Raw genomic sequence first — 22,201 nt, 5'->3', positions numbered from 1 at the left:
TAAGCGGTTTAAATACGTCTTAGCTTATCTCCAGTCAACTGTTAATCGATCGTTTTTCCTCGATTATCATCTTGTCAGAGAGTGACCGAGTGAGTTATAGTCGTCTATAAGACTCGATTACAGCATTTCTTAAAAGAATCGTGGTTTTTGGAAAATCGAAAAGTGCGCTATTTTTCCCGTCCACAGAAACCTGTTGCCGAGGGGAGTAACTCAAAAACTCCTTTTTTCCTAGATTCTGATAGACAGAACTGGCGGAAACGGATAAAAAATGCTGTTATCGAGCAAGACTCAGGGATTAATTGAAAATCTCGTCTCTTGGCTGTGCTTGTCTAATTGTGGGTCAAGCCGGCACTTGCCAAACAGACTTAAAAACTGAAACCAAGACTCAGTTCCCATGTCTGAGAGGCAGATGAACATCAAGATGAGGCTTTAACGATGCGGACTCATCTTCTTAGAACTTTCTTAACAAGACCAGATTTCCAGAAGTAGCCTCAAAGCATAGACAAATAGCCCATGGTCAGTCGCTTTTGAAACCGAAAGATTGAGGAAATTGAATGCCAAAACAAATAATCATAGCCGAACAACACCATATAGCGGCTGTTTTTTGGGAAGATCAAATTCAGGAATTAGTTGTAGCCACAGGTAATCAGCAGGTGGCCGACATCTATCTAGGATTAGTAGAAAATGTCATCCCTGGGATAGATGCAGCCTTCGTCAATATTGGCGATGCGGAACGCAATGGCTTTATCCATGTCACCGACCTGGGCCCCTTAAGACTGAAAAAAACCGCCGGTGCTATCACGGAATTACTGGCCCCCCAGCAAAAAGTGCTGGTACAGGTAATGAAAGAACCCACCGGCAACAAGGGACCGCGGCTAACGGGAAATGTCACTCTCCCTGGCCGTTATCTGGTATTGATGCCCAATGGTCGCGGGGTGAATCTTTCCCGTCGCATCCGCAGTGAAGACGAGCGCTCCCGTTTACGAGCTTTAGGGATTTTGGTCAAACCGGCGGGGATGGGGTTGCTGGTACGCACCGAGGCCGAAGGCAAAGCGGAAGAGGCGATTATCGAGGATTTGGAATTTCTGCAAAAACAGTGGGAGAGTATCCAACAGATGGCCGTCAGCACCCGGGCCCCGGCCCTGCTTAACCGCGATGATGACTTTATTCAAAGGGTTTTGCGGGATATGTACAGTGCCGATGTCAATCGCATTGTTGTGGATAACCCGATGGCGGTAAAACGAGTTAAACAGCAATTGACGAACTGGGGCGGCGGCAAAGCTCTCGAAGGGGTTTATATCGACTCCCATCGGGAAACCCAGCCAATTCTCGACTATTTCCGGGTTAACGCCGCCATTCGCGAGGCCCTGAAACCCCGGGTTGATTTACCCTCCGGCGGCTATATTATCATCGAACCGACGGAAGCTTTAACGGTAATTGATGTTAACTCCGGTTCCTTTACCCGTTCGGCCACGGCCCGGGAAACCGTACTCTGGACTAATAGCGAGGCCGCCACAGAAATCGCCCGACAACTGCGCTTGAGAAATATCGGCGGTGTGGTGGTGGTGGACTTCATCGATATGGATTCCCGTCGCGACCAGTTGAAACTGCTGGAATTGTTTAATAAGGCCCTGAAAAGCGATAAGGCCCGGCCCCAGATTGCCCAATTATCGGAATTGGGGTTAGTGGAATTAACTCGTAAGCGTCAGGGGAAAAACATTTATGAATTATTCGGCAAAACCTGTGACCATTGCGGCGGACTGGGCCATTTAGCCCATCTACCCGGAGAAGGCAACGCCATCGCCCTAGAAACCCCCAGCCTTAGCCGCGCGGAAAAAGAAACCCTTGTCGTTGCCCCGATTAATACAAAAGTTCTACCCGATAAGAGCGCTCCTAGCGTTGCGGCGGCCGAACCCTATCTAGAAGTTTTCTCCGAATTTGAGGCGGAAGAAAACGCCCAAGAGATGGATCTTTCCTTTCATCCCAACTATCAAGAACAGGTTAATAATTCTCGCCGTCGCCGTCGCCGTCGTCCCTCGGAACTATTGCTAAAAGAGGAACGGGGCGAAAAAGCCTCTACTAATGGTGTTAACAACGAAATCGAGCCAGAATCAGAACCCCAACGCCTTGAGGAAAAACGAGAACGCCCGGCCCGTCTCTCGAAACGGGGAGAAGATGCCGGTGCTGGCAAAAATATCCCCGTCAGCGAACGGGAGCGGGTTTCCGTGGAAATGACCCCCGTAGAACAGGAAGTTTATTCTTTAATGGGCATTTCTCCCCTGATTCTGGTGGATAAGGAGTTTAAAGACCCGAAATCGGTGATTGTTTCCGTGAAACTGCCAGGGGAAAGAGAAGCGGAAAACCCAGAAACGTCTGCCACTCCTGAAATATCCTTGATTCCTACCCCAGAAGCTGAGGTCGCACCAGTCGAAGGGATGGAAACCGGCGAGGAAGCCGAAAATCGTCCCCTGGTGCGCCGTCGTCGTCGTCCCACCACTAGCGAAGTTGGTCAGGAAATCAGCCAAGAAGCTAGTCCGCCACTGACTTTTACCCCCGAACCGATGGCGCCCGAAACTCCAGTTTTTCTCGGTGAAGTCATTCCTTTCGAGACCCCGGTGAGCGCCGAGGTGACGGAGGAGCCACCAATAGAGGCTGAAACTGCGGTGCTGCGTCGTCGTCGTCGTCGTTCCTCCGCCACTGCCGATGAGTCATGAGCGCAGAACCCTTAATTGCCGGTGTCGATGAAGTGGGACGCGGGGCTTTATTTGGCCCCGTGGTGGCGGCGGTAGTGGTCACTGTCCCCTCTGGTTTTCCGCAGCTGTGGGAGTTGGGGGTAAAAGATAGTAAGCAACTTAGCCCCCAAAAACGGCAAAAATTGAGCCAGCAAATACAACGGGATTTTCTTTGTCGCATCGGTTATGCTACGGTGAAAGAGATCGATCGCTTGAATATTTTTCATGCTTCCCTACTGGCAATGAGCAGAGCTATCGGGAAATTACCCCTTTCCCCCAGTCTCTGTTTGATCGATGGCAAGCACATTATTAAAGATTTGTCAATCCCCCAAAAGGCGGTAATTCAGGGAGATCAACAATCGCCGGTAATTGCGGCGGCTAGTATCGTGGCCAAAGTCTGGCGCGATGACTTAATTACTCGTTGGCACGGACGCTATCCCGATTATGGACTCCCTCGTCACAAGGGTTATGGCACTGCTCAACACCTAGAAGCGATCGGCAACCATGGACTTACTTCTCAGCACCGGCTCTCTTTTAGTCCCTGTCAATCGAGGTTGGAGCTTGACTAAGCTGTTCGTAATTTAAATTGCTTGTTGAGACGAGGCAAGAGGCACTCATGCAACCCCCCCCCTGCCCCCCCAACCCCCCGACATCGGGGGGTTGGGGGGTGTGGGGAGAAACAATTCATAACTTGAGAGTTAATCACACTATTAAAAACGGATTTGGTATTAACTCTTAATCAGAAAAATATCGCCAAAAAATTCCCCTTTTTAACGGAAATAAAAAGGGGAGAAGATATTAGATAGCTTTAGGATTCAGTCATCCATTCCGTATGGAAAAACTCACCTCTGGGTTTATCGGTACGTTCGTAGGTATGAGCGCCAAAATAATCCCGTTGTGCTTGGGTGAGATTTTGCGGTAAATTGGCCCGACGATAACTATCAAAATAGTCCAAAGAAGAACTAAAAGCCGGGACAGGAATTCCCAACTTATTAGCTAAGACTAACACCTCACGCCATGCTTCTTGGCGATCGAGGATACTTTGCTTAAATTCCGGCGCTAACAACAAATTCGGCAGCCCCGGATTTTCCGCAAAAGCTTTGCGAATTTTATCCAAGAAACTAGCCCGAATAATACAGCCCCCCTTCCAAATCCGGGCCGATTCCGGCAGACTGATATTATAGTTAAACTCCTGAGAAGCTTTAGCGATTAAAGCCATACCCTGGGCATAGGAACACATTTTCGAGCAGTAAAGAGCATCACGCACCTTATCCACAAATAGTGCCGCATCCCCCGGATAGGTTTCCCCAGGTCCAGGTAACTCTTTAGCGGCAGCCACCCGTTCATCCTTATAAGCGGACATCACGCGAGCATTAACCGCAGCATAAATGGTCGGAATTGGCACCCCCAACTCCAAGGAACTTAACACTGTCCAGCGTCCTGTTCCCTTTTGTCCCGCCGAATCCAAGATTAAATCTATCAGATGATGACCAGTTTCCGGGTCAACATACTTAAAGATATCGGCGGTAATTTCAATTAAATAAGAATTAAGCTCATCGGTGCGATTCCACTCGGCGAAAGTTTCCTGTAACTGCTGATTGCTTAGTCCTAGACCATTTTTCAGCACATCGTAGGCTTCGGCAATTAACTGCATATCGCCGTACTCGATGCCATTGTGAACCATTTTCACATAATGGCCCGCACCCCCGGAACCCACATAGGTGACACAGGGACCATCATCGACTTGGGCGGCAATTTTGGTTAAAATCGGCTCTAATTCCCGATAGGCGAACTCTGTACCCCCCGGCATCAGGGAAGGACCGTGCAGAGCGCCTTCTTCGCCACCACTGACTCCCATGCCGACAAAACCCAGTTTAGTGGTCGATTCTAGGTCGCGGGTGCGTCTTTCCGTGTCCTCGTAGAGGGAGTTACCGCCATCGATAATCATATCTCCTTCTTCGAGAAGGGGTTTTAATTGTTCGATCACGGCATCCACCGGCGGGCCTGCTTTTACCATGACCAGAATTTTGCGGGGACGCTCTAAAATTTGGACGAATTCTTCTAAACTATAGGCCGCCTTGACATCTTTGCCGACGGCGCGAGTTTCCATAAATTCTTTAGTTTTGCTGGCGGTGCGATTGTAAACAGCGATGGGAAAACCCCGACTCTCCACATTGAGAGCGAGATTTTCTCCCATGACAGCTAGTCCGATAACACCGAAGGTACGTTTAGTCATAGAAATTCAGTCTCAGCTGATGCGTTCTTCTTCCCCTTTTAGCGCCTACTTTCCCTAAGATAGCTAAACTTTCCCTATTTCTTAAGCCTTGACTAATCAGTGATCAGTGATCAGTAATCAGTAATCAGTGATCAGATTTGGGTTTTCAGTGAACAGCATTAAGTGAGGAGTGTTACAGCGTTTCTCCTCAAGATGAAGTGTAACCCAAGTAGATAGGTATTAAAAACTTTCAGATCCCCCCGCCTATCGGCACCCCCCTTATCAAGGGGGTTGGGGGGATCGAACCTAAAATCCATTTTTAATTTAATTATAACCAGCTACTTAATTTGGTATCATCCCCGAACGACTGGCTACTGTTGCCTGTTCCCTAAAACCAGAGACTTCCTACCTCACCATTAAGATAACTGCTATGAATGGCATTCACTGATGACTGAAAAACCCCCAAGCGCAGAAAAATTAATGGTAATGTTAAATTAAATTAAGAAAATCCTCATTCTTGTTATATGCAGTTAACTTGGCTTGATAGTAATTCTTGGTTAATCGAAATCGGGGGAAAACGCCTGCTTCTCGATCCTTGGTTGGTAGGTTCCCTGACTTTTGGCAATTTAACTTGGCTATTTGAGGGCAAAAAAACCGCTAATCATGCCATTCCCGAACATATCGATCTGATTCTTCTCTCCCAAGGTTTGGAAGATCACGCTCATCCTCCCACTTTACAGGTACTCGATCGCCAAATTCCCGTGGTAGCTTCTCCAAATGCCGAAAAAGTGGTTCGAGCGCTCAATTATACCCATCGCATCCCTTTAACCCACGGTGCTAGTTATATCTTTGACAATGCGATCGAAATTACTGCTGTCCCCGGTTCTCCAGTCGGGCCGACTCTGGTGGAAAATGGTTATGTTATCAAGGAATTAGCGACAAATCAGAGTATCTACTACGAACCCCACGGTTATCATTCTCCTAGCCTCGATTCTCTTGGTAAAATCTCCGTGATTATCACTCCTTTGATTGACTTAAAAATACCTTTCCTCGGACCGGTAATCAAAGGACAAGAAAGCGCCTTAGCAGTCTGTCAACGCTTGCAGCCCGAATATATTATTTCCACCGCTGCCGGTGGTGATATCGAGTTTAAAGGATTATTGATGGCGGTGTTAAGTGCTGGGGGTAGTCCCGAATCTTTTCAAGAATTATTAACATCCCATGACTTGCCGACAAAGGTAATTGATCCTCGTCCTTGGCAGCCTTTTACAGTGGAATTAGGTGAGTGCGTTCCGGGTTTGAGCTAATCTGAGTTAAGGGAAGAATAGAAAACAGTTAAAACTTTCTTCCCGATTTTTATCTAAAAAAGTAGAATTTTTGTTATAAGTAGATAGGTATTAAAAACTTTCAGATGCCCCCCTTATTAAGGGGGGATCAAGGGGGGATCCCCCCGCCTATCGGCACCCCCCTTATCAAGGGGGGCAGGGGGGGATCGAACCTAAAATCCATTTCTAATTTAATTATAACCAGCTACTTATCTTTGCTGGCTACAGATGACATTAATTGTTTGAAAAAACTGGCTCTCTTGAATATTGGATGTAAAATGGGTAAAACCCCACACCCCACACCCCACCTGCCCCCCCGATGTCGGGGGGGTTGGGGGGGTCACACCCTGCCCCCAGGAAAAACTTTTTGCCGCAAACCCTAATTAAAAGTGGCTCTTCTCTGCTAAATTGTCTATGAATCAGTTGCCCTTATTTTCTCAGTCAAAATCAGTACGAGACTTTTATCAACCTGATGCCGAAATAATTCTTTATCAAGGAGATAGCAATAATTTTATCAAGACTATACCAGATAATTCTGTGAGCTTGATTATTACTTCTCCTCCCTACAATTTAGGAAAAGACTACGAAAAAAAAATCTCTTTGGATACTTATCTGGAAACCCAGACCAAAATTCTGCGAGAATTCTCTAGGATATTGCAAGATAATGGTAGTATTTGCTGGCAGGTGGGAAATTTTGTTCAAGAGGGAGAAGTTTATCCTTTAGATATTTTTTATTATCAGCTATTTAAACAAATGGGTTTCTTTTTAAGAAATAGAATTGTCTGGCATTTTGGCCATGGATTACATACTTCTAAAAGATTTTCTGGCAGATATGAAACTATTTTATGGTTGACAAAAACCGATAAATATACCTTTAATCTTGATCCAGTGAGAATCCCCGCTAAATACCCCGGTAAGCGTCATTTTAAAGGTAAAAATATCGGTAAACCCTCTGGTAATCCTTTAGGGAAAAATCCTAGCGATGTTTGGGAGTTTTTGGCACAAGAATGGGATGAGTTACTGTGGGATATTCCTAACGTTAAATCTAATCATCCAGAGAAAACTATCCATCCTTGTCAATATCCAATCGAATTAGTAGAAAGATGTGTTTTAGCCTTGACAAATGAGGGGGATTGGGTTTTTGATCCCTTTGCTGGGGTTGGAACTTCTCTGATTGCTAGTATTATGCACAATCGTCGAGTTATGGGGAGTGAAAAAGAAGCAGAATATGTGAAAATTGCCAGGGAAAGAATCGCCGCTTATTTGCAAGGAAATCTCAAAATTCGTCCTTTAGGAAAACCTATTCATCAGCCTAATGGTAAGGAAAAAGTTGCTCAAATTCCCGAAGAATGGCACAATAATATATAGGAAGTAACACTTAATCTCCCCCCCAGGTAGATGGATTCATGAATCCATCTACTATGAGTTGATGCTAAATCTAGTTATTAAAAACTGATTATTTATTCTGTAGAAAACGGGTTTCTCCGAGAAACCCGTTTTCTGTGCGTTACTCAACGGATTTAGTATAACCCATCCTACAATGATTGATCAGTTTTTTTGTCACCATTTTTAGAGAAAACTTTGCAGAATTGTTGCAGTTTCTTGTCCAGTTTTTTCCCAACTAAAAAGCTCGGCGCGTTGGCGACTCAGGGATTTTAATTTAAGGCGTAATTGTTCATCAGTAGCGATTTGCTGCATTGCCTCTCTCATCTCATCAATGCTATAGGGATTAATTAAAATTGCCGCATCTCCTGTGACTTCCGGGAGAGAGGAAAGATTAGAAGTAATTACAGGAGTTCCACAGGCGATCGCTTCTAGTACAGGTAATCCGAAACCTTCCCAAAGGGAGGGATAAACTAAAGCAGTTGCTTGGTTTAAAAGTTGCGGCAATTCTTCATAGGAAACATAGTTTAAAAATTGCACTCGTTGAGAGATTGATAATGCTTCTACCTGTTGCTGTAGAGCCGGGGTAAAACGGGGGTCAAATTGACCGACAATTAATAATTGATATTCGGGAGCGATTTGGGAAAAAGCAGTAATTAAACGAGCGAGATTTTTATGAGGATCATAACGACCAAGATAGAGAAAATAGGGACGAGTCGCCAGATTTAGAGGACGAAAATTTTGAGAATCATATCCAGAAAGAATCACGGTTATTTTGTCAAGAGGTATGTCAAAAAACTTATTAATATCGGCGGCCGTTGCTTGGGAAACAGCGATAATATGTGTTGCTTTTTTCAGGACTTGGGGTAAATAGTATTTATTATAAAAAGTTAGGGGAGAAAATTTCGGAAATCGCAGGGGAATTAAATCATGAACTGTGACAATATAGCGGCAATTTCCATAAATAGGTGCTTCGGGAATGGGGGTAAATAGCAAGGAAGATTTCAATTGTTGATAGGTTTGATAGAGTTGGGTTTCTGTCCAAATTAAGCGCCTAATATTGCCTTTAGTTCCCTGTTCTTGGGTGAGGTTTGCCGACACAGGATAGGTGTTAAAATTTGGGTAACTATTAGAAGTGATTAGGGTAGGATTTAAGTTAGCTAATTGAGGAATGAGATTTTTAGTATAGGTAGTCAACCCAGTATATTTAGTACCGAGAAAAGCGAGATTGATTAATAATTGATTATTTTTATTCATAGATATTAGCTAGTTAAGTAGGTAGGTGTTAAAAGTTGTCAGACACCCCCCTTATCAAGGGGGGATTAAGGGGGGATCAGCACCCCCCTTATCAAGGGGGGATCAGAGGCAAAATCTATCTTCAATTTAATGATAACTACTTACTTATTATAAAAGAGAACGATAAGCTTTTATAGTAGCTTGTGCGGTTTTTTGCCAAGAGAATTTTGCCGCTTGTTTTTTTCCTTTAGTGATTAATTCTTGACGGAGAGAGGTATCACTAATCACCTGATAGATTGCTGCGGCAATTTCTAGGGGATTATCGGGATTAATTAATATTGCCGAGTCTCCCGTGACTTCCGGTAAGGATGCAGTATTAGCAGTTACCACAGGACAACCTAAAGTCATCGCTTCTAAAACTGGTAATCCAAAACCTTCATAAAAAGAAGGATAGACAAAAACATCGGCCTTTTGATAATAATCCGCAACTAAGTCATCAGCAAGATAATCAAGATGTTGGATACTATCTCGGAAGGGAGACTGAGATATTTTATCGAAAATTGGTTCATACTTCCATCCTTTTTTGCCAATCAGAATCAGATTATGGTCTAATTTATACCTGTCCTTGAGATAGTTAAAAGCAGTGATAAGATTAATAATATTTTTTCGTGGTTCTAGGGTACTAACAAATAGTAAATAGGGTTTAGTGATAGTTAGAGATGAGGGAGTATTGGGGAGGGAAGAATAACGACTTGCGAGGGGAGTAACAAAAATTTTCTCTGGGTTCACATCTAAATATTCGATAATATCTCGTTTGGTACTTGCGGAGTTAGCAATAACTAAATCTGTCCATTGTAGAGATTGTTTAATCCGTTGGGTGTAGGTTTTGACAATCCCCGTGACAAACTCAGGATATTTAATAAAAGTAACATCATGAATAGTCATAACTTTGCGACTCTGACGACAAGGATACACCACATGATCCAATCCGTGGAGAATATCAGGAGAATCAAGAAAGTTTTCTAGATAGGGAATTAGAGGATTAGGAAATCGGGTTAAGATATTGCTAAGACTGACGGGAATTGGTAAACATTTAACCTCTGGATAGGATTGCAGTTTTTCGGGGATAGAAAGATTACCCCGCAGCCAGTTTTTTACCGATGGTTGAAAACAGAGGGACAGGGAAAAGTTTTCTTGATTTTGTAATTTAGCTAATTCGGCAATCAGGTGATAAGCATATAATCCAATTCCACTAGGATTTTGTCTTATCGGTGTACCATCAACTAAAATTTTAAGCATTTGCGGTTAGATGAGATTGACGGGATAGATATTTTAAAAATTACACATTTAATTGTCAATTTTGCTCGGTTAGGACAAGATTAAAATCGGCAATAAACTCCACCCTAATAGTTAATCTTACCCTATAACGTCCCTAAATAGCGGTCTTTTTGGGCTAGGTTACGGCGAATACTTAATTTATCGGGCAATTTTTTCGATTATTGTCCCCTCACCCACCCTAGAACATAGTGATCATATCAATTCAGTTAGTGTTAGTCCTAATAATCAACTATTAGCCAGTGGTAGTGATGATAAAAGATTAAAATTATGGGATTTAAAAGCAGGAAAAGCCATTATTTCTATTCCCCATCCCCAAAAAATCTATTCCGTTTGTTTTAGTCCCGACGGTAATTATATCGCCACGGCCTGCCAAGATAAAATCGTGAGAGTTTATGGCACTTCCGAACTACAATCTTTAGCAAGTTGAACAATCTTTGAGCGGGTGCATCTCATTTTTGTAAATCTACTAAGTTGGGATTTTTAAAGGGAAACTATCTGCCAAAATTGATCGTTACTTCTGATTTTATTACTCAATCCAAGCTTTTGGGGGGTTCTACCCCCCAAACCCCCCGTCGGGGGACGAAGCGCCTCCCCCGAACCCCCTGCGCATGAGCTTTTCGGTGGGATGCTTACACGCAGCTGCTGATATATTTGTAATAATTTAAGAGTCACTAATAATTGCTGATTGTCGATATTTCTGCAAATGTGATACTAAATCCGGTTATTAAAAACTGATTATTTATTCCCCTTTGCATGAGTGCCTCTCCTCATAACTAGCCTGTACTCAACGGATTTAGTATAATTATCCACTAGAGATCGCTGCCGGTTTGTTCCTCTCGGAAGTAAAGCTGATATAATTGACAGCTAGGCTGGGCTAGATCGCCTTTTAACTGAATTAAACCCATACTTTCCAGTTTATAGGCAGTAATCGGTTCTAATCGCGCTCCCTTATCGGAAGAATTAACCACTTCCCCCATCCCTGTCAATAATTCCGGCTGTTTTTGCAGATTATCCCAGTGATGACGCAGGTGTGCCGCATAAATTCCGCCTTGGGTAGCAGCATTAGGGAGAATATTTTTTTCCCCGCGCACCCGCGCTTCTAGGGCCAAACGACTAAGATAGGGATGACCAGCGACTAGAGCGATTAAATCGCTAATAAAACGCTGATTATCGTCATTTTTAGGCAATCCGTAGCTACTAGCCAAGTTTTCCAGTTGTTCGAGGCTAAAACCGGGTAATTTAATCGCGCGGCCGACATTAAAGGGAGATTGATTAGCGTCCAATTGAATATAGATTTCCGTGGAATTAGCAATCGCTAACCGCAAATTTTGCCAGATTTCCAAATTATTAGCTTCTTCGTGCCAACAGCGCAAAAGCGGCAGAAAATCCCTAGCGATGTCGGGATACTCGAAAATTCTGTCTAAATTATCTAGGGCCAAAAAAAGAGGTCTGTTAATCTGTTCCAAAAGATAGGACTGAAAATAGGTTTGACAACTGATTAAACTGCCAAATAGTTCCTCATCCCAATATTCATCTAATTGCGGCTTTAAACCCAATTCTCGGCTGACATTTGCCGAAAACCAGCGACAAAATCGGTCTAAACTGGCAAACATCGCCTTTTCTGCCACTTGACAATTAATATAAACTGTGCTATGTCCCCAACTATCTGCCTGAGCGAGCAGATGTTTAAGGAGAGAAGTTTTACCAGTCTTTTCGGGGGATTTAATGCGAATGAGTGACCCTGGACGATTAATTTCTTGATAACAGTCGCTTTCGACGGGAGGGCGGCTAATATAAGTATCTATAACTGATTTTTCTGCTAGTATCGGGGTGGGGTGATTTTTCCATTGAGGATATTTGATATCTTTGAACCATTCTCGGAGGATTTGGAACTTACCCGGCCCTTTACTACCTAATTCGAGTTCGGGACAGCCATTATCTTTATCTGCCGAGAAATAGCTATAGATTTTAGTCATCTGTTTTTTATAGGTTTCATGGCTGGCAGCCTCGGCCATTTCCCAAATTTCCTCATCTGGTTTGCGCCAATTTTCGTAGGCAAAACGAACCCAAAAAATTTCCTTTAATTTGCCTTGAACACCGTATTCTCTAGCTATATGTTTGAGAAACTCGTCCCATCCCTGTGGTTTCATCCCGTTCTACTTTATTCTACTTATATTCCCTTTTTTTCCATGTTAACCCCTTTTTCCCTCTTGGCAATGGGACTGACATCCGAGAGGGAAGGCCCTATGGTAAAAGTAGGTCAATTACCTGATAGTGTCTAAGGGAGTAAAACCATGAAAATCTCGTTAACCTTGTTTGTTGTGGCCTCCTTGCTGTTAGGTTCAATTCCTCACACTTTAGCGGTTAATAGTCAAGATAACCATTTTGACCGTTCCTCTTCGCCGCTAATTTTACAAAACCGTGACTGTAAGGGTGATAAGGACGATAATTGCAATTAGTCCTGATTATCTCGGTTAAGGTTGTTATATATCCCGCACCGATGAAAAAATCGTGGTCGGGATTTTTTTGATCTCATCGGCTGCAGATAGCTTTTATCAAGATAATTTCTAGATTCAAGACCAATTATCTCAAGAAGTCGCCTGTAATTCCTCTAAACGTGCTAAAACTTCGGCACTGTGAATAGCAGGATTTACCCCTAAATAAATCTCTTTTAAAATCCCTTGCGGATCGATAAGATAGGTATGACGTAGGGAAACATAACCCATCCAAGAACCATAAGCTTTACTAACATCTCCGGTAGTATCTGCCAGCAAGGGAAATTTTAAACCCTCCGAGTCGCAAAATTCCGCATGAGAATCGACATCATCGGCACTTACCCCTAAAACTTGCGTATTTTTAGCCATATATTTCGGCAAATCCTGCTGAAAACGCCGCGCTTCTAGGGTACAGCCAGGGGTAAAATCCTTGGGATAAAAATACAAAACTACCCACTTACCCCGATAGTCCGATAGGGAAATATTTCCTTCTCCCGTGTTAGTCGGTAGGCTAAAATCGGGTGCCGGTTGATTTAAAGGGGGTTGGGGACCACCTAAAGCGTTAGCATCGGGAATAAAGGCAAAAAATGCCAGAATTACTGCAATTAAAAAACTCAACAGTTGACGACGAGACATAATCAGTTATCAGTTATCAGTTATCAGTTATCAGTTTCTTGGTGTGATAAGTTTAACCTAATACGGGAGCGATCAATATCAGAGAAAGTTTTGGCCGCATAGTTTAGGGAAAAATTGGCCAGATCGATCTGATCCTCCTCAGTCCAGGTATCACTTTGATCTAGCGATGGTTGTTGTTGTTGTCCGACAAGTTCATTGAGAATGATTGTGGCCAATCGTAAACGTTCCCCAGATGATAAGTGACAGACCACTTGATTATAAACTTCTTGGGCAGTAGTGGGCATGACAAAAAACTGATGACCGAATGCTTCTAGCTTAATATTCTTTACATAACTTGACAAGGAAAGGGCGAGGTAAAGGGGGAAAATAGATCGAGCTTCTCTTCATCTGCCTAAAGATCATGTCTATTGTCACCCTTAACCCCCTTCAATCCCATCAAGATTTAGTCATCGATCCAGCCAAAATCACGGGATTACGGGGAAAAATCACTATCCCCGGCGATAAATCTATATCCCATCGTTCCCTGATGTTAGGAGCGATCGCCGAAGGAGAAACCGTTATTCATGGGTTATTATTGGGCGAAGATCCCCGCAGTACCGCTAGTTGTTTTCGTGCCATGGGTGTGGAAATTTCCCAACTCAACAGCGAGAAAGTGATCGTCAAAGGTAGGGGTTTAGGCAATCTTGAGGAACCCTTAGAAATCCTCGATGCGGGCAATTCCGGCACGACGATCCGCTTAATGTTAGGATTATTGGCCGGTCATCAGGACCGTTTTTTTGTCGTTACCGGTGATGCTTCCCTGCGATCGCGTCCTATGTCCAGGGTGGTGAAACCCCTCAAGGAAATGGGAGCGCAAATTTGGGGCAGAAAAGCCCATTCTTTGGCTCCTTTAGCCGTTTCTGGGGAATATCTGCAACCGATCCACTACTATTCTCCCGTTGCTTCTGCACAGGTGAAATCCTGTCTTCTTCTCGCTGGACTGTTAACCGAGGGGAAAACCACGATCACGGAACCCGCTTTATCTCGCGATCACAGTGAACGGATGCTGCGCGCTTTTGGGGCAAATATTGAGGTGGATGGGGAGACTAATAGCGTCACGGTGACGGGTTATCCCACTTTAACCGGACAAACGGTGATTGTACCCGGGGATATAAGTTCGGCAGCTTTTTGGTTGGTAGCAGGGGCAATCGTGCCTAATTCCGAGTTATTAATCGAAAATGTGGGAATAAACCCGACTAGAACCGGAGTTTTACAGGTTTTACAGGCAATGGGAGCAGATATCACCCTCGAAAATCAACGGGTGGTGACGGGGGAACCGGTGGCGGATCTGCGGGTGAAATCCAGTCAACTACAGGCAACCACGATCGCCGGTGAGATTATACCCCGTCTGATCGATGAAATTCCGATTTTGGCAGTAGCGGCGGTTTTTGCCCAAGGAACGACAATTATCAAGGATGCCGAGGAATTACGGGTGAAGGAAAGCGATCGCCTGACGGTGATGGCCACCCAACTCGATCGCCTAGGGGCAAAAGTAAGGGAATTACCCGATGGTTTAGAGATTACCGGCGGTACAGGCCTATTCGGCACGGAAGTGGACAGTTTTACCGATCATCGCATTGCCATGAGTCTAGCGATCGCTGCCCTCAATTCCCGTCAACCCACCACTATCCATCGCGCTGAAGCGGCCGGCATTTCCTACCCCGATTTCTTTACCACCTTAAAGCAAATTTGTCAAGAGTAGAAATATTAAGTTTTTCTGCGAACGGGCGAGGGGTAACTGGTAAAATTGCAGGATAAATCACAGAGTAGTGGGCCACCTGTGTGATAATCAAGGTCATCGATCGAGGTAGCAAAAAATAGAAGCGTCCCTCATTCAAATTTTCCTGAAAAATATCTCCCTATCTACCCCACCCCCGTCTTCTCTTCCCCACCAATAATGGAAATCATCGCCCAATTAGAGAAAGTTTCCTATATTTATCCCGAATCCTCCAATCTAGTGCTTAAAAATATCTCTTTGGCAATTCATCGAGGCGAATTTTTAGGTATTATCGGGCCCACAGGTGCGGGAAAAACTACTCTCTGTTTAACTCTTAACGGTATTGTCCCCCAATTTTACGGAGGGCGTTTTTTTGGTTATGCAACAGTAGCCGGTTTAGATACTTTAACCCATCCCGTTAGCACCTTGGCCCGCTATGTGGGGGCAGTATTTGAAGATCCCGAAACGCAACTTTTAGCCACTTCGATAGAAAATGAAATCGCTTTTACCCTAGAAAATTTACGGCTACCGCGAGAGGAAATTAAAGCGCGTATTCCCAAAGTTTTAGCGGCAGTCCGGTTAGAGGGAATGGAAAAAAAATCCCCGGGGGAATTATCGGGAGGACAAAAACAACGATTAGCGATCGCCGCTGCCCTGGCAGTTCAGCCCGCTTTGTTAATTCTCGATGAACCCACCTCCCAACTGGATCCGGTGGGATCCCAGGAAGTTTTCGCCACCATTAAGGAATTAAATCGCCATCTCGGGGTCACTATTGTGATGGTCTCCCACGCAGCCGAGGAAATGGCCGAATATGCCGATCGCCTGGTACTATTAAGGGATGGTGCGATCAAAGCTATGGGAACCCCAGCAGAGATCTACTCCCAAGTACAACTTTTACAGGAAAATGCCCTGCGTCCCCCGCAAGTGGCCACTACTTTTGCCTTGATCGAGCAGAAAATCGGGGCGGTCGCAACGCGCTCGCTACGCGAGATCGAGTCGATTCCTGTCACCCTAGACCGCAGTTTTGCCCGTTTAAACGAGATTAAATCCTTTTATCATCAAATCACCCCAACCCCTCCCTTATCGTCGGTTTCTGACCCACTAAACCCCATACTGAGGGTAAAAAATCTCTGCCATACCTATCCAGATGGTACTACCGCCCTGCGGGATGTGTCCCTCGATATTGCCGAAGGGGAATATCTGCTGATTATCGGTCAAAATGGCGCAGGAAAAAGCACTTTAGTCAAGCATTTTCTCAATCTTCTCTCGGCAACCAGCGGTCAAGTTATGATTGACGGACGTTCGATTACTAGCTTTTCTGTCAGTGATTTAGCCCGATCGATCGGTTATGTAGCCCAAAATCCCGATAATCAGATTTTTAACACCACTGTGGAGAAAGAAGTATCATTTGCCCTGACTAATCTCGGTTATTCTCCAGAAATTGTCACCCAACGCACGGAAGCAAGTCTAGAAGCCATGGGATTACTAGAATATCGCTCCTATCATCCTCTCTCCTTACCGAAAGGCGATCGAGCGCGGGTAGTGATTGCGGCAATTTTAGCCATGGAACCGCGTATAGTTGTTTTTGATGAACCCACCACCGGCCAAGATTACCAAGGGGCTAAGGCAATTTTAGAGGTGAGTCGTCAATTACACCAGATGGGCAAAACGGTGATTGTGATCACCCATCACCTCTATTTAATGCCAGAATACGCCGAAAGAGTAATTATCATGGGTCAAGGAACTATCCTTTTAGATGCCCCAATCCGGCAAGCTTATCATCAAACCGATCTCTTAGCCAAAACCTATCTAACTCCACCCCAAGCGGTTTTATTGGCACAAAAATTAGGACAACTTTCCGGTTATCCTAATTCCCTTTTAACTCCCCAGGAAATTGCCGATTGTTTTCAGAGGATTTAGCCTTGAGGTTATTTAACTGTTTCTAAGATCAACTTCGATCGCTTAACATTATCAGGTACAGGAATCGGATAATCGCCATTAAAACAAGCAGTACAGAAGGTTTTCGGATCTTCCTTCGTTGCTGTTAACATTCCATCGTGACTGAGATAAGCTAAACTATCCACCCCGATTTGTGCCTGAATTTCCGCCACCGATTTAGTTGCCGCAATTAATTGCTCTTGGTTATCCGTATCAATGCCATAAAAACAAGGATGAGTCACCGGAGGTGAAGATATTCTCATGTGAACTTCTCTTGCTCCAGCATCGCGTAAAGCTTTAACTAATTTCCGGCTAGTGGTTCCCCGCACGATCGAATCATCAACAATAATAACTCTTTTTCCCTGTAAAACATCCCTTAAAGGATTCAATTTCATCTTAATTCCCGACTCTCTCATGTGTTGGGTTGGTTGAATAAAAGTCCGTCCCACATAACGATTTTTAATCAATCCTTCCGCGTAGGGAATATCAGAAATGCGCGAAAATCCGATCGCTGCTGGAATACCTGAATCGGGAACTCCCATCACCATATCTGCTTCTACCGGCGACTCTTTGGCTAATTGTTCCCCCAAACGTACCCGATAAGTATATAAAGATTCCTCGTGAACAATACTATCGGGACGGGCAAAATAAATCATCTCAAAAACGCATAATTTTTTCTCCGGTTTCATGGCCCAATCCACCGAAGATAAGCCATCTTCACTAATCCAAACTAATTCCCCCGGCTGCACATCCCGCAGATAATCGGCCCCAATAATATCTAATCCGCAGGTTTCCGAAGCTAAAACATAACGGGGGGGATTGCCTTCTTCTTGCAAAACCCCAATTACTAACGGTCTGACACCATTGGGATCCCGCGCCCCGATAATTCCCGTCGGTGTGCCGATAACAAGGCTGTAAGCCCCGCTACAATAGCTAAAGGCATCGATCGCCGCTTCTATCCAATCCTTGCCACTATCCACTTCCTGGCCGATAGCGACCGCGATCATTTCCGAGTCGGTGGTGGTTACCAAATCACAACCGCGCTTTTCTAATACATTTCTTAACTCAAAAGTATTGACTAAATTGCCGTTATGTGCTAGGGAAAGTTTACCTAAACGGGTTTCGATCACAGCAGGTTGGGCATTGGCCCGACGGCTAGAACCGGTGGTAGAGTAACGAGTATGACCGACGGCGTGAGTACCTGGCAAGGTTTTAAGGACAGTTTCGTTAAAAACTTGGGAAACTAAGCCCATTTCCTTGTAACAATGCACCGTTTCCCCGTCGTAGGTGGCAATACCTGCCGATTCCTGTCCTCGGTGTTGCAGGGCATAGAGTCCGAAATAGGTCAGTTTTGCTACTTCTTCCTCGGGGGCATAGAGTCCAAAAACTCCACAGGCTTCTTCAGGCTTATCGACGCGGTTCAAGAATAGGGATGAGTCGGGATGGCTAGACATGAGAGGACTGGGGTTTGGGGCTACTTTTGATACAAAATCTTAACTTATCTTAATCTCTTTTTAACACTTTCCTCTATGGTGATTTGAGAACAGTTATCAGGTGTTGGATTTTGGGGTTTTGGGGTTTTAGGGTGTTAGGGTTTTGGGGTTTTGGGGTTTTGGGGTGTTAGGGTTTTGGGGTGTTAGGGTTTTGGGGTGTTAGGGTTTTGGGGTGTTAGGGTTTTGGGGTGTTAGGGTTTTAGCTGAAATTCCCCATTTCCCCATTTCCCCACTTCCCCATTTCCCCATTTCCCCACTTCCCCATTTCCCCATTTCCCCATTTCCCCATTTCCCCATTTCCCCATTTCCCCATTTCCCCACTCCTGAATCCTGTTTCCTTCCCTAAAGTCTTCTTTCGATCGCTTTTGACCAAACTTGCTGTATAGTTTCTAGACTAACATCGATCGCCGGTTGTTTATTCCGGTCAAGAATTAAAAGATTATCGCTTTTTTCGCTAACTTTGCCAGTTATTTGCCAATAGTCTCCTAATTGTGTCTTTAGATATTCTTCCCAATCTTGCTGATTTTCGGGGGAAGCGGAGACGATAATGCAACTAGCTAATTCCCCGAATAACACCGCGTCAAAACGGCCTTGATGCTGCCAAGAAAGGTCAATTTCTGCCCCTAATTGGCCACTAATACAGCATTCTGCCAGAGCAGTGGCTAAACCTCCCTCCGCGCAATCATGGGCAGATTTCAGCCAACCGGCGCGAATTCCCCGACGACAGGCCGCTTGTACCTTTCTTTCTAATTCAAAATCAATTACTGGCGGTTTTCCCGTCACCAAACCGTGAATAACGGCTAAATATTCCGAAGCGCCGATAGTTGGCAAAGAGAAACCCAAAATATAGATTAAATCCCCCGCTTTTTGCCAACCTTGGCCGCAAATTTGCCCGATATCCGGCACTAATCCCACCATCCCAATCACGGGAGTGGGATAAATAGACTGGGGGCTGCCAGCTGCATCAACGGTTTCGTTGTACAAAGAGACATTACCCCCAGTCACTGGTGTATTCATTTCCCGACAAGCTTCGGCAATACCCTGACAAGCAGTGGCTAATTGCCAATAACCGATTGAATTCTCTGGACTTCCGAAATTGAGATTATCCGTGACAGCAATGGGGTCAGCACCAACACAACTAAGGTTTCTGGCCGCTTCTGCCACGGCCAACTTAGCTCCGTTATAGGGATCAAGATAAACATATCGCGGATTACAATCTGTAGTCGCCGCTACACCTCGCCGAGAATTTGCGGGATTAGCACCCAGAGGACGCACGCGAATCACGGCCGCATCGGCCCCTCCGGGGAGAATAACGGTGTTATTCTGGACTTGATGATCATATTGACGATAAATCCAGCGTTTTGAAGCAATCGAGGGACTATCCAGCAGTTTTAATAAAATCTCGTTATAGGATTCGGGAATAGGAATCGTGCTATCTTCCCATAATTGAGCTTTTTGGGCGTATTCCGGCGGTTCTGCCCGTAATTCCCGATGATAGATAGGAGTATTATCCGCTAGGGCCGTGGCAGGAATTTCGGCGGCAATTTCCCCTTTAAATAATATACGGACGATCGGTTCTGCAATTACCTGGCCAGCGACCACAGCCTGAAGTCCCCAACGGTGGAAAATCTCGATTAATTCGCCTTCTCGTCCCGATTCCGCCACAAATAACATTCTTTCTTGGGATTCCGATAGCAGATATTCGTAGGGAACCATCCCGGTTTCCCGGACGGGGATTTTATCCAAATCTAATTCAATTCCCACCCCTCCCTTGGCCGCCATCTCGGAGGTAGAACAGGTGATCCCCGCGGCCCCCATGTCCTGGGCCGCCACCACCGCGCCGGTCTTAAATGCCTCTAAACAAGCTTCTATCAAGGATTTTTCCAGAAAAGGGTCGCCCACTTGCACCGCGGGCCGGTCATCCATAGATTTATCGGTTAATTCGGCGCTGGCAAAACTTGCCCCTCCCATACCGTCCCGGCCGGTGGTAGAACCAACGTATAAAACCGGGTTTCCTAGGCCTTTTGCCCCAGATTTAACGATTTCCTCGGTTTCCATTAGCCCTAAAGCCATGGCATTAACAAGGGGATTGCCATTGTAGGCATTATCAAAGTATATCTCACCGCCCACCGTGGGAACGCCGACACTATTGCCATAATGACTTATTCCTTCCACGACTCCGGCAAAAATGCGACGATTGCGGGCATCTTGCAAGTTACCAAAACGGAGAGAGTTGAGGATAGCAATAGGACGGGCCCCCATGGTAAAAATATCCCGCAGGATGCCTCCGACTCCGGTAGCGGCACCTTGTACGGGTTCCACCGCAGAAGGATGATTATGGGACTCGATTTTAAAGGCTAATCGCAATCCATCGCCTAAATCCACTACTCCGGCATTTTCTCCCGGTCCGACGAGAACTTTTTCGCCGGTGGTGGGGAATTGTTTAAGCAGCGGCCGGGAGTTTTTATAACAGCAGTGTTCCGACCACATCACGCCAAACATTCCTAATTCGGCTTTATTGGGGTGTCTTCCCAGTCTTTTGACTATTTCTTCGTATTCTTCGGGTTTAATGCCTTCTGAGGCAATTTCTGCGGCAGTGAAGGGGGTAGTCATGGGACAATGCGATCGAGGGACAAGACTTATTGTATAACGTCTGATGAGATCGAGTTACAATGCTTAGTAAAAGACAAAAAAGTTAAAAGGGTTTGCGCTAGTAAAGTTAAGCTAAAGACATAGTTTTATAATCAGTTGGAACGAAACTATGGCAGTAGAAACAGCTTTATCAATGAAAGCCTTATACGATCAGGATTTTGTTCTCTGGGCTTCAAAAACCGCCGAACTTTTAAAGCTAAAAAAGTTTGATGAGGTGGACTGGGAAAATCTGATTGAGGAAGTGGAGTGCATGGGAAAAAGTGACAGACGGGCTGTAGAGAGTTTATTAACCCAGCTTATCGAACACCTGTTTAAGTTAGCTGATCACAAATCGGAACGGGAGCGAGAACGCAACGTCTGTCACTGGGTAGGAGAAATTGCCAGTTTCCGAACTCAACTAGGAGAGTGGCTAGAAACCACTACTCTCACCAACCACGCGCAGGATTATTTTCAAAAAGCCTACTCAAACGCTCGGAAAACCCTAATACAAGCGAAAACCGTCACTGGCGACGCGATTCCTGTGGAGCCTCCTTTCTCCCTCGAACAGGTATTAGATGGGGAGTGGTTCCCGATTGATATCGATCATTACTTCGACGTATAAGAACAAAAAAGTTAAAGATGAATATTAAAGTTATTGTTTGGCAAGAGGCAACACCCCCCCGACATCGGGGGGTTTAAGGATAGGCGGTTAAGATGTTAAAGTTATTGTTTGGCAAGAGGCAACCCCCCCCAACCCCCCCGACATCGGGGGGGTTTAAGGATAGGCGGTTAAGATGCGTCTTAGCTTACCCTATTTAATCTTGGTTCCGATGGTGTTGGGTAACAGTCGTCATCCCAATTGCTCAAAAACAGGAGCTTCCGGAAGAACACAATAAAAAACTGCTGCTAAACTAGAGGCCTCTTTTTGAGTTTAATTGCGTGAAAACTGACAGTATTTTCTATCAACTCTTACAAAGATTTCCCGCTTGTTTCTTTGATTTGTTGAACCTTCCCCCCGAAATC

At 44.9% G+C, this 22,201-nt stretch carries 16 protein-coding genes and 1 pseudogene; 9 read left to right on the top strand and 8 right to left on the bottom strand.

Annotation, left to right across the window (positions count from 1 at the left end; genetic code table 11):
• The first annotated feature begins 554 nt into the window (after positions 1–554).
• Both rne and IM515_RS03275 read left to right on the top strand, forming a co-directional pair.
• Entirely contained in the window at positions 555–2,714 is a 2,160-nt protein-coding gene (gene rne, locus IM515_RS03280; RefSeq protein WP_287630380.1) for a ribonuclease E, read from the top strand.
• Positions 2,711–3,301, top strand: a complete 591-nt coding sequence (locus IM515_RS03275; RefSeq protein WP_002786432.1) for a ribonuclease HII — start codon at positions 2,711–2,713, stop codon at positions 3,299–3,301. The genes rne and IM515_RS03275 overlap by 4 nt, the downstream gene beginning before the upstream one ends.
• Positions 3,302–3,540: 239 nt before the next feature.
• Here IM515_RS03275 and gnd read toward each other — a convergent pair whose 3' ends face one another.
• A complete protein-coding gene (gene gnd, locus IM515_RS03270) occupies positions 3,541–4,968 on the bottom strand; it encodes a decarboxylating NADP(+)-dependent phosphogluconate dehydrogenase (protein ID WP_002786428.1) in 1,428 nt (475 codons plus the stop codon).
• Positions 4,969–5,471: 503 nt separating this feature from the next.
• Between gnd and IM515_RS03265 the strand changes: the two genes are divergently transcribed.
• A complete protein-coding gene (locus tag IM515_RS03265) occupies positions 5,472–6,254 on the top strand; it encodes an MBL fold metallo-hydrolase (RefSeq protein WP_287630379.1) in 783 nt (260 codons plus the stop codon).
• A gap of 432 nt (positions 6,255–6,686) precedes the next feature.
• On the top strand, positions 6,687–7,640 hold the full coding sequence (locus IM515_RS03260; protein WP_287630378.1) for a DNA-methyltransferase: 954 nt from the start codon (positions 6,687–6,689) through the stop codon (positions 7,638–7,640).
• A gap of 201 nt (positions 7,641–7,841) precedes the next feature.
• On the opposite strand, the gene IM515_RS03255 is transcribed toward IM515_RS03260, so the two are convergent.
• Both IM515_RS03255 and IM515_RS03250 read right to left on the bottom strand, forming a co-directional pair.
• A complete protein-coding gene (locus IM515_RS03255; RefSeq protein WP_287630377.1) occupies positions 7,842–8,912 on the bottom strand; it encodes a glycosyltransferase family 4 protein in 1,071 nt (356 codons plus the stop codon).
• Positions 8,913–9,059: 147 nt separating this feature from the next.
• Complete coding sequence (locus IM515_RS03250) at positions 9,060–10,190, bottom strand: glycosyltransferase family 4 protein (RefSeq protein ID WP_287630376.1); 1,131 nt, start codon at positions 10,188–10,190, stop codon at positions 9,060–9,062.
• 220 nt (positions 10,191–10,410) lie between these two features.
• Here IM515_RS03250 and IM515_RS03245 point away from each other — a divergent pair.
• A pseudogene (locus IM515_RS03245) lies at positions 10,411–10,656 on the top strand (WD40 repeat domain-containing protein); the annotation flags it as partial.
• A gap of 382 nt (positions 10,657–11,038) precedes the next feature.
• Here IM515_RS03245 and IM515_RS03240 read toward each other — a convergent pair.
• The 3 genes from IM515_RS03240 to IM515_RS03230 form a co-directional block, all read right to left on the bottom strand.
• A complete protein-coding gene (locus IM515_RS03240) occupies positions 11,039–12,379 on the bottom strand; it encodes an AAA-like domain-containing protein (RefSeq protein WP_287630375.1) in 1,341 nt (446 codons plus the stop codon).
• A gap of 438 nt (positions 12,380–12,817) precedes the next feature.
• The gene (locus IM515_RS03235; protein ID WP_287630374.1) at positions 12,818–13,360 is read right to left on the bottom strand and encodes a peroxiredoxin; all 543 of its coding nucleotides are present in this window, start codon (positions 13,358–13,360) and stop codon (positions 12,818–12,820) included.
• A 23-nt stretch (positions 13,361–13,383) separates the two neighbouring features.
• Complete coding sequence (locus IM515_RS03230) at positions 13,384–13,644, bottom strand: hypothetical protein (protein ID WP_287630393.1); 261 nt, start codon at positions 13,642–13,644, stop codon at positions 13,384–13,386.
• 116 nt (positions 13,645–13,760) lie between these two features.
• Between IM515_RS03230 and aroA the strand changes: the two genes are divergently transcribed.
• Complete coding sequence (gene aroA, locus IM515_RS03225) at positions 13,761–15,101, top strand: 3-phosphoshikimate 1-carboxyvinyltransferase (RefSeq protein ID WP_002766276.1); 1,341 nt, start codon at positions 13,761–13,763, stop codon at positions 15,099–15,101.
• Positions 15,102–15,296: 195 nt separating this feature from the next.
• The gene (locus tag IM515_RS03220) at positions 15,297–17,036 is read left to right on the top strand and encodes an ABC transporter ATP-binding protein (RefSeq protein ID WP_287630373.1); all 1,740 of its coding nucleotides are present in this window, start codon (positions 15,297–15,299) and stop codon (positions 17,034–17,036) included.
• Between the two features lie 8 nt (positions 17,037–17,044).
• On the opposite strand, the gene purF is transcribed toward IM515_RS03220, so the two are convergent.
• A complete protein-coding gene (gene purF, locus IM515_RS03215) occupies positions 17,045–18,508 on the bottom strand; it encodes an amidophosphoribosyltransferase (protein ID WP_287630372.1) in 1,464 nt (487 codons plus the stop codon).
• A gap of 381 nt (positions 18,509–18,889) precedes the next feature.
• A complete protein-coding gene (gene purL / locus IM515_RS03210) occupies positions 18,890–21,160 on the bottom strand; it encodes a phosphoribosylformylglycinamidine synthase subunit PurL (protein WP_287630371.1) in 2,271 nt (756 codons plus the stop codon).
• Positions 21,161–21,308: 148 nt separating this feature from the next.
• On the opposite strand from purL, the gene IM515_RS03205 reads away from it, so the two are divergent.
• Both IM515_RS03205 and IM515_RS03200 read left to right on the top strand, forming a co-directional pair.
• Entirely contained in the window at positions 21,309–21,800 is a 492-nt protein-coding gene (locus IM515_RS03205; protein ID WP_287630370.1) for a DUF29 domain-containing protein, read from the top strand.
• 317 nt (positions 21,801–22,117) lie between these two features.
• The coding region (locus IM515_RS03200) for a DUF2887 domain-containing protein (protein ID WP_287629637.1) at positions 22,118–22,201 on the top strand (84 nt) is incomplete at its 3' end.

It is taken from the genome of Microcystis sp. M44BS1, from assembly GCF_020244875.1.
Taxonomy (GTDB): Bacteria; Cyanobacteriota; Cyanobacteriia; order Cyanobacteriales; family Microcystaceae; genus Microcystis; species Microcystis panniformis.
The sequence above is the reverse complement of the archived record's forward strand: the minus strand, read 5'-3'. Positions and strand labels throughout refer to the sequence as shown.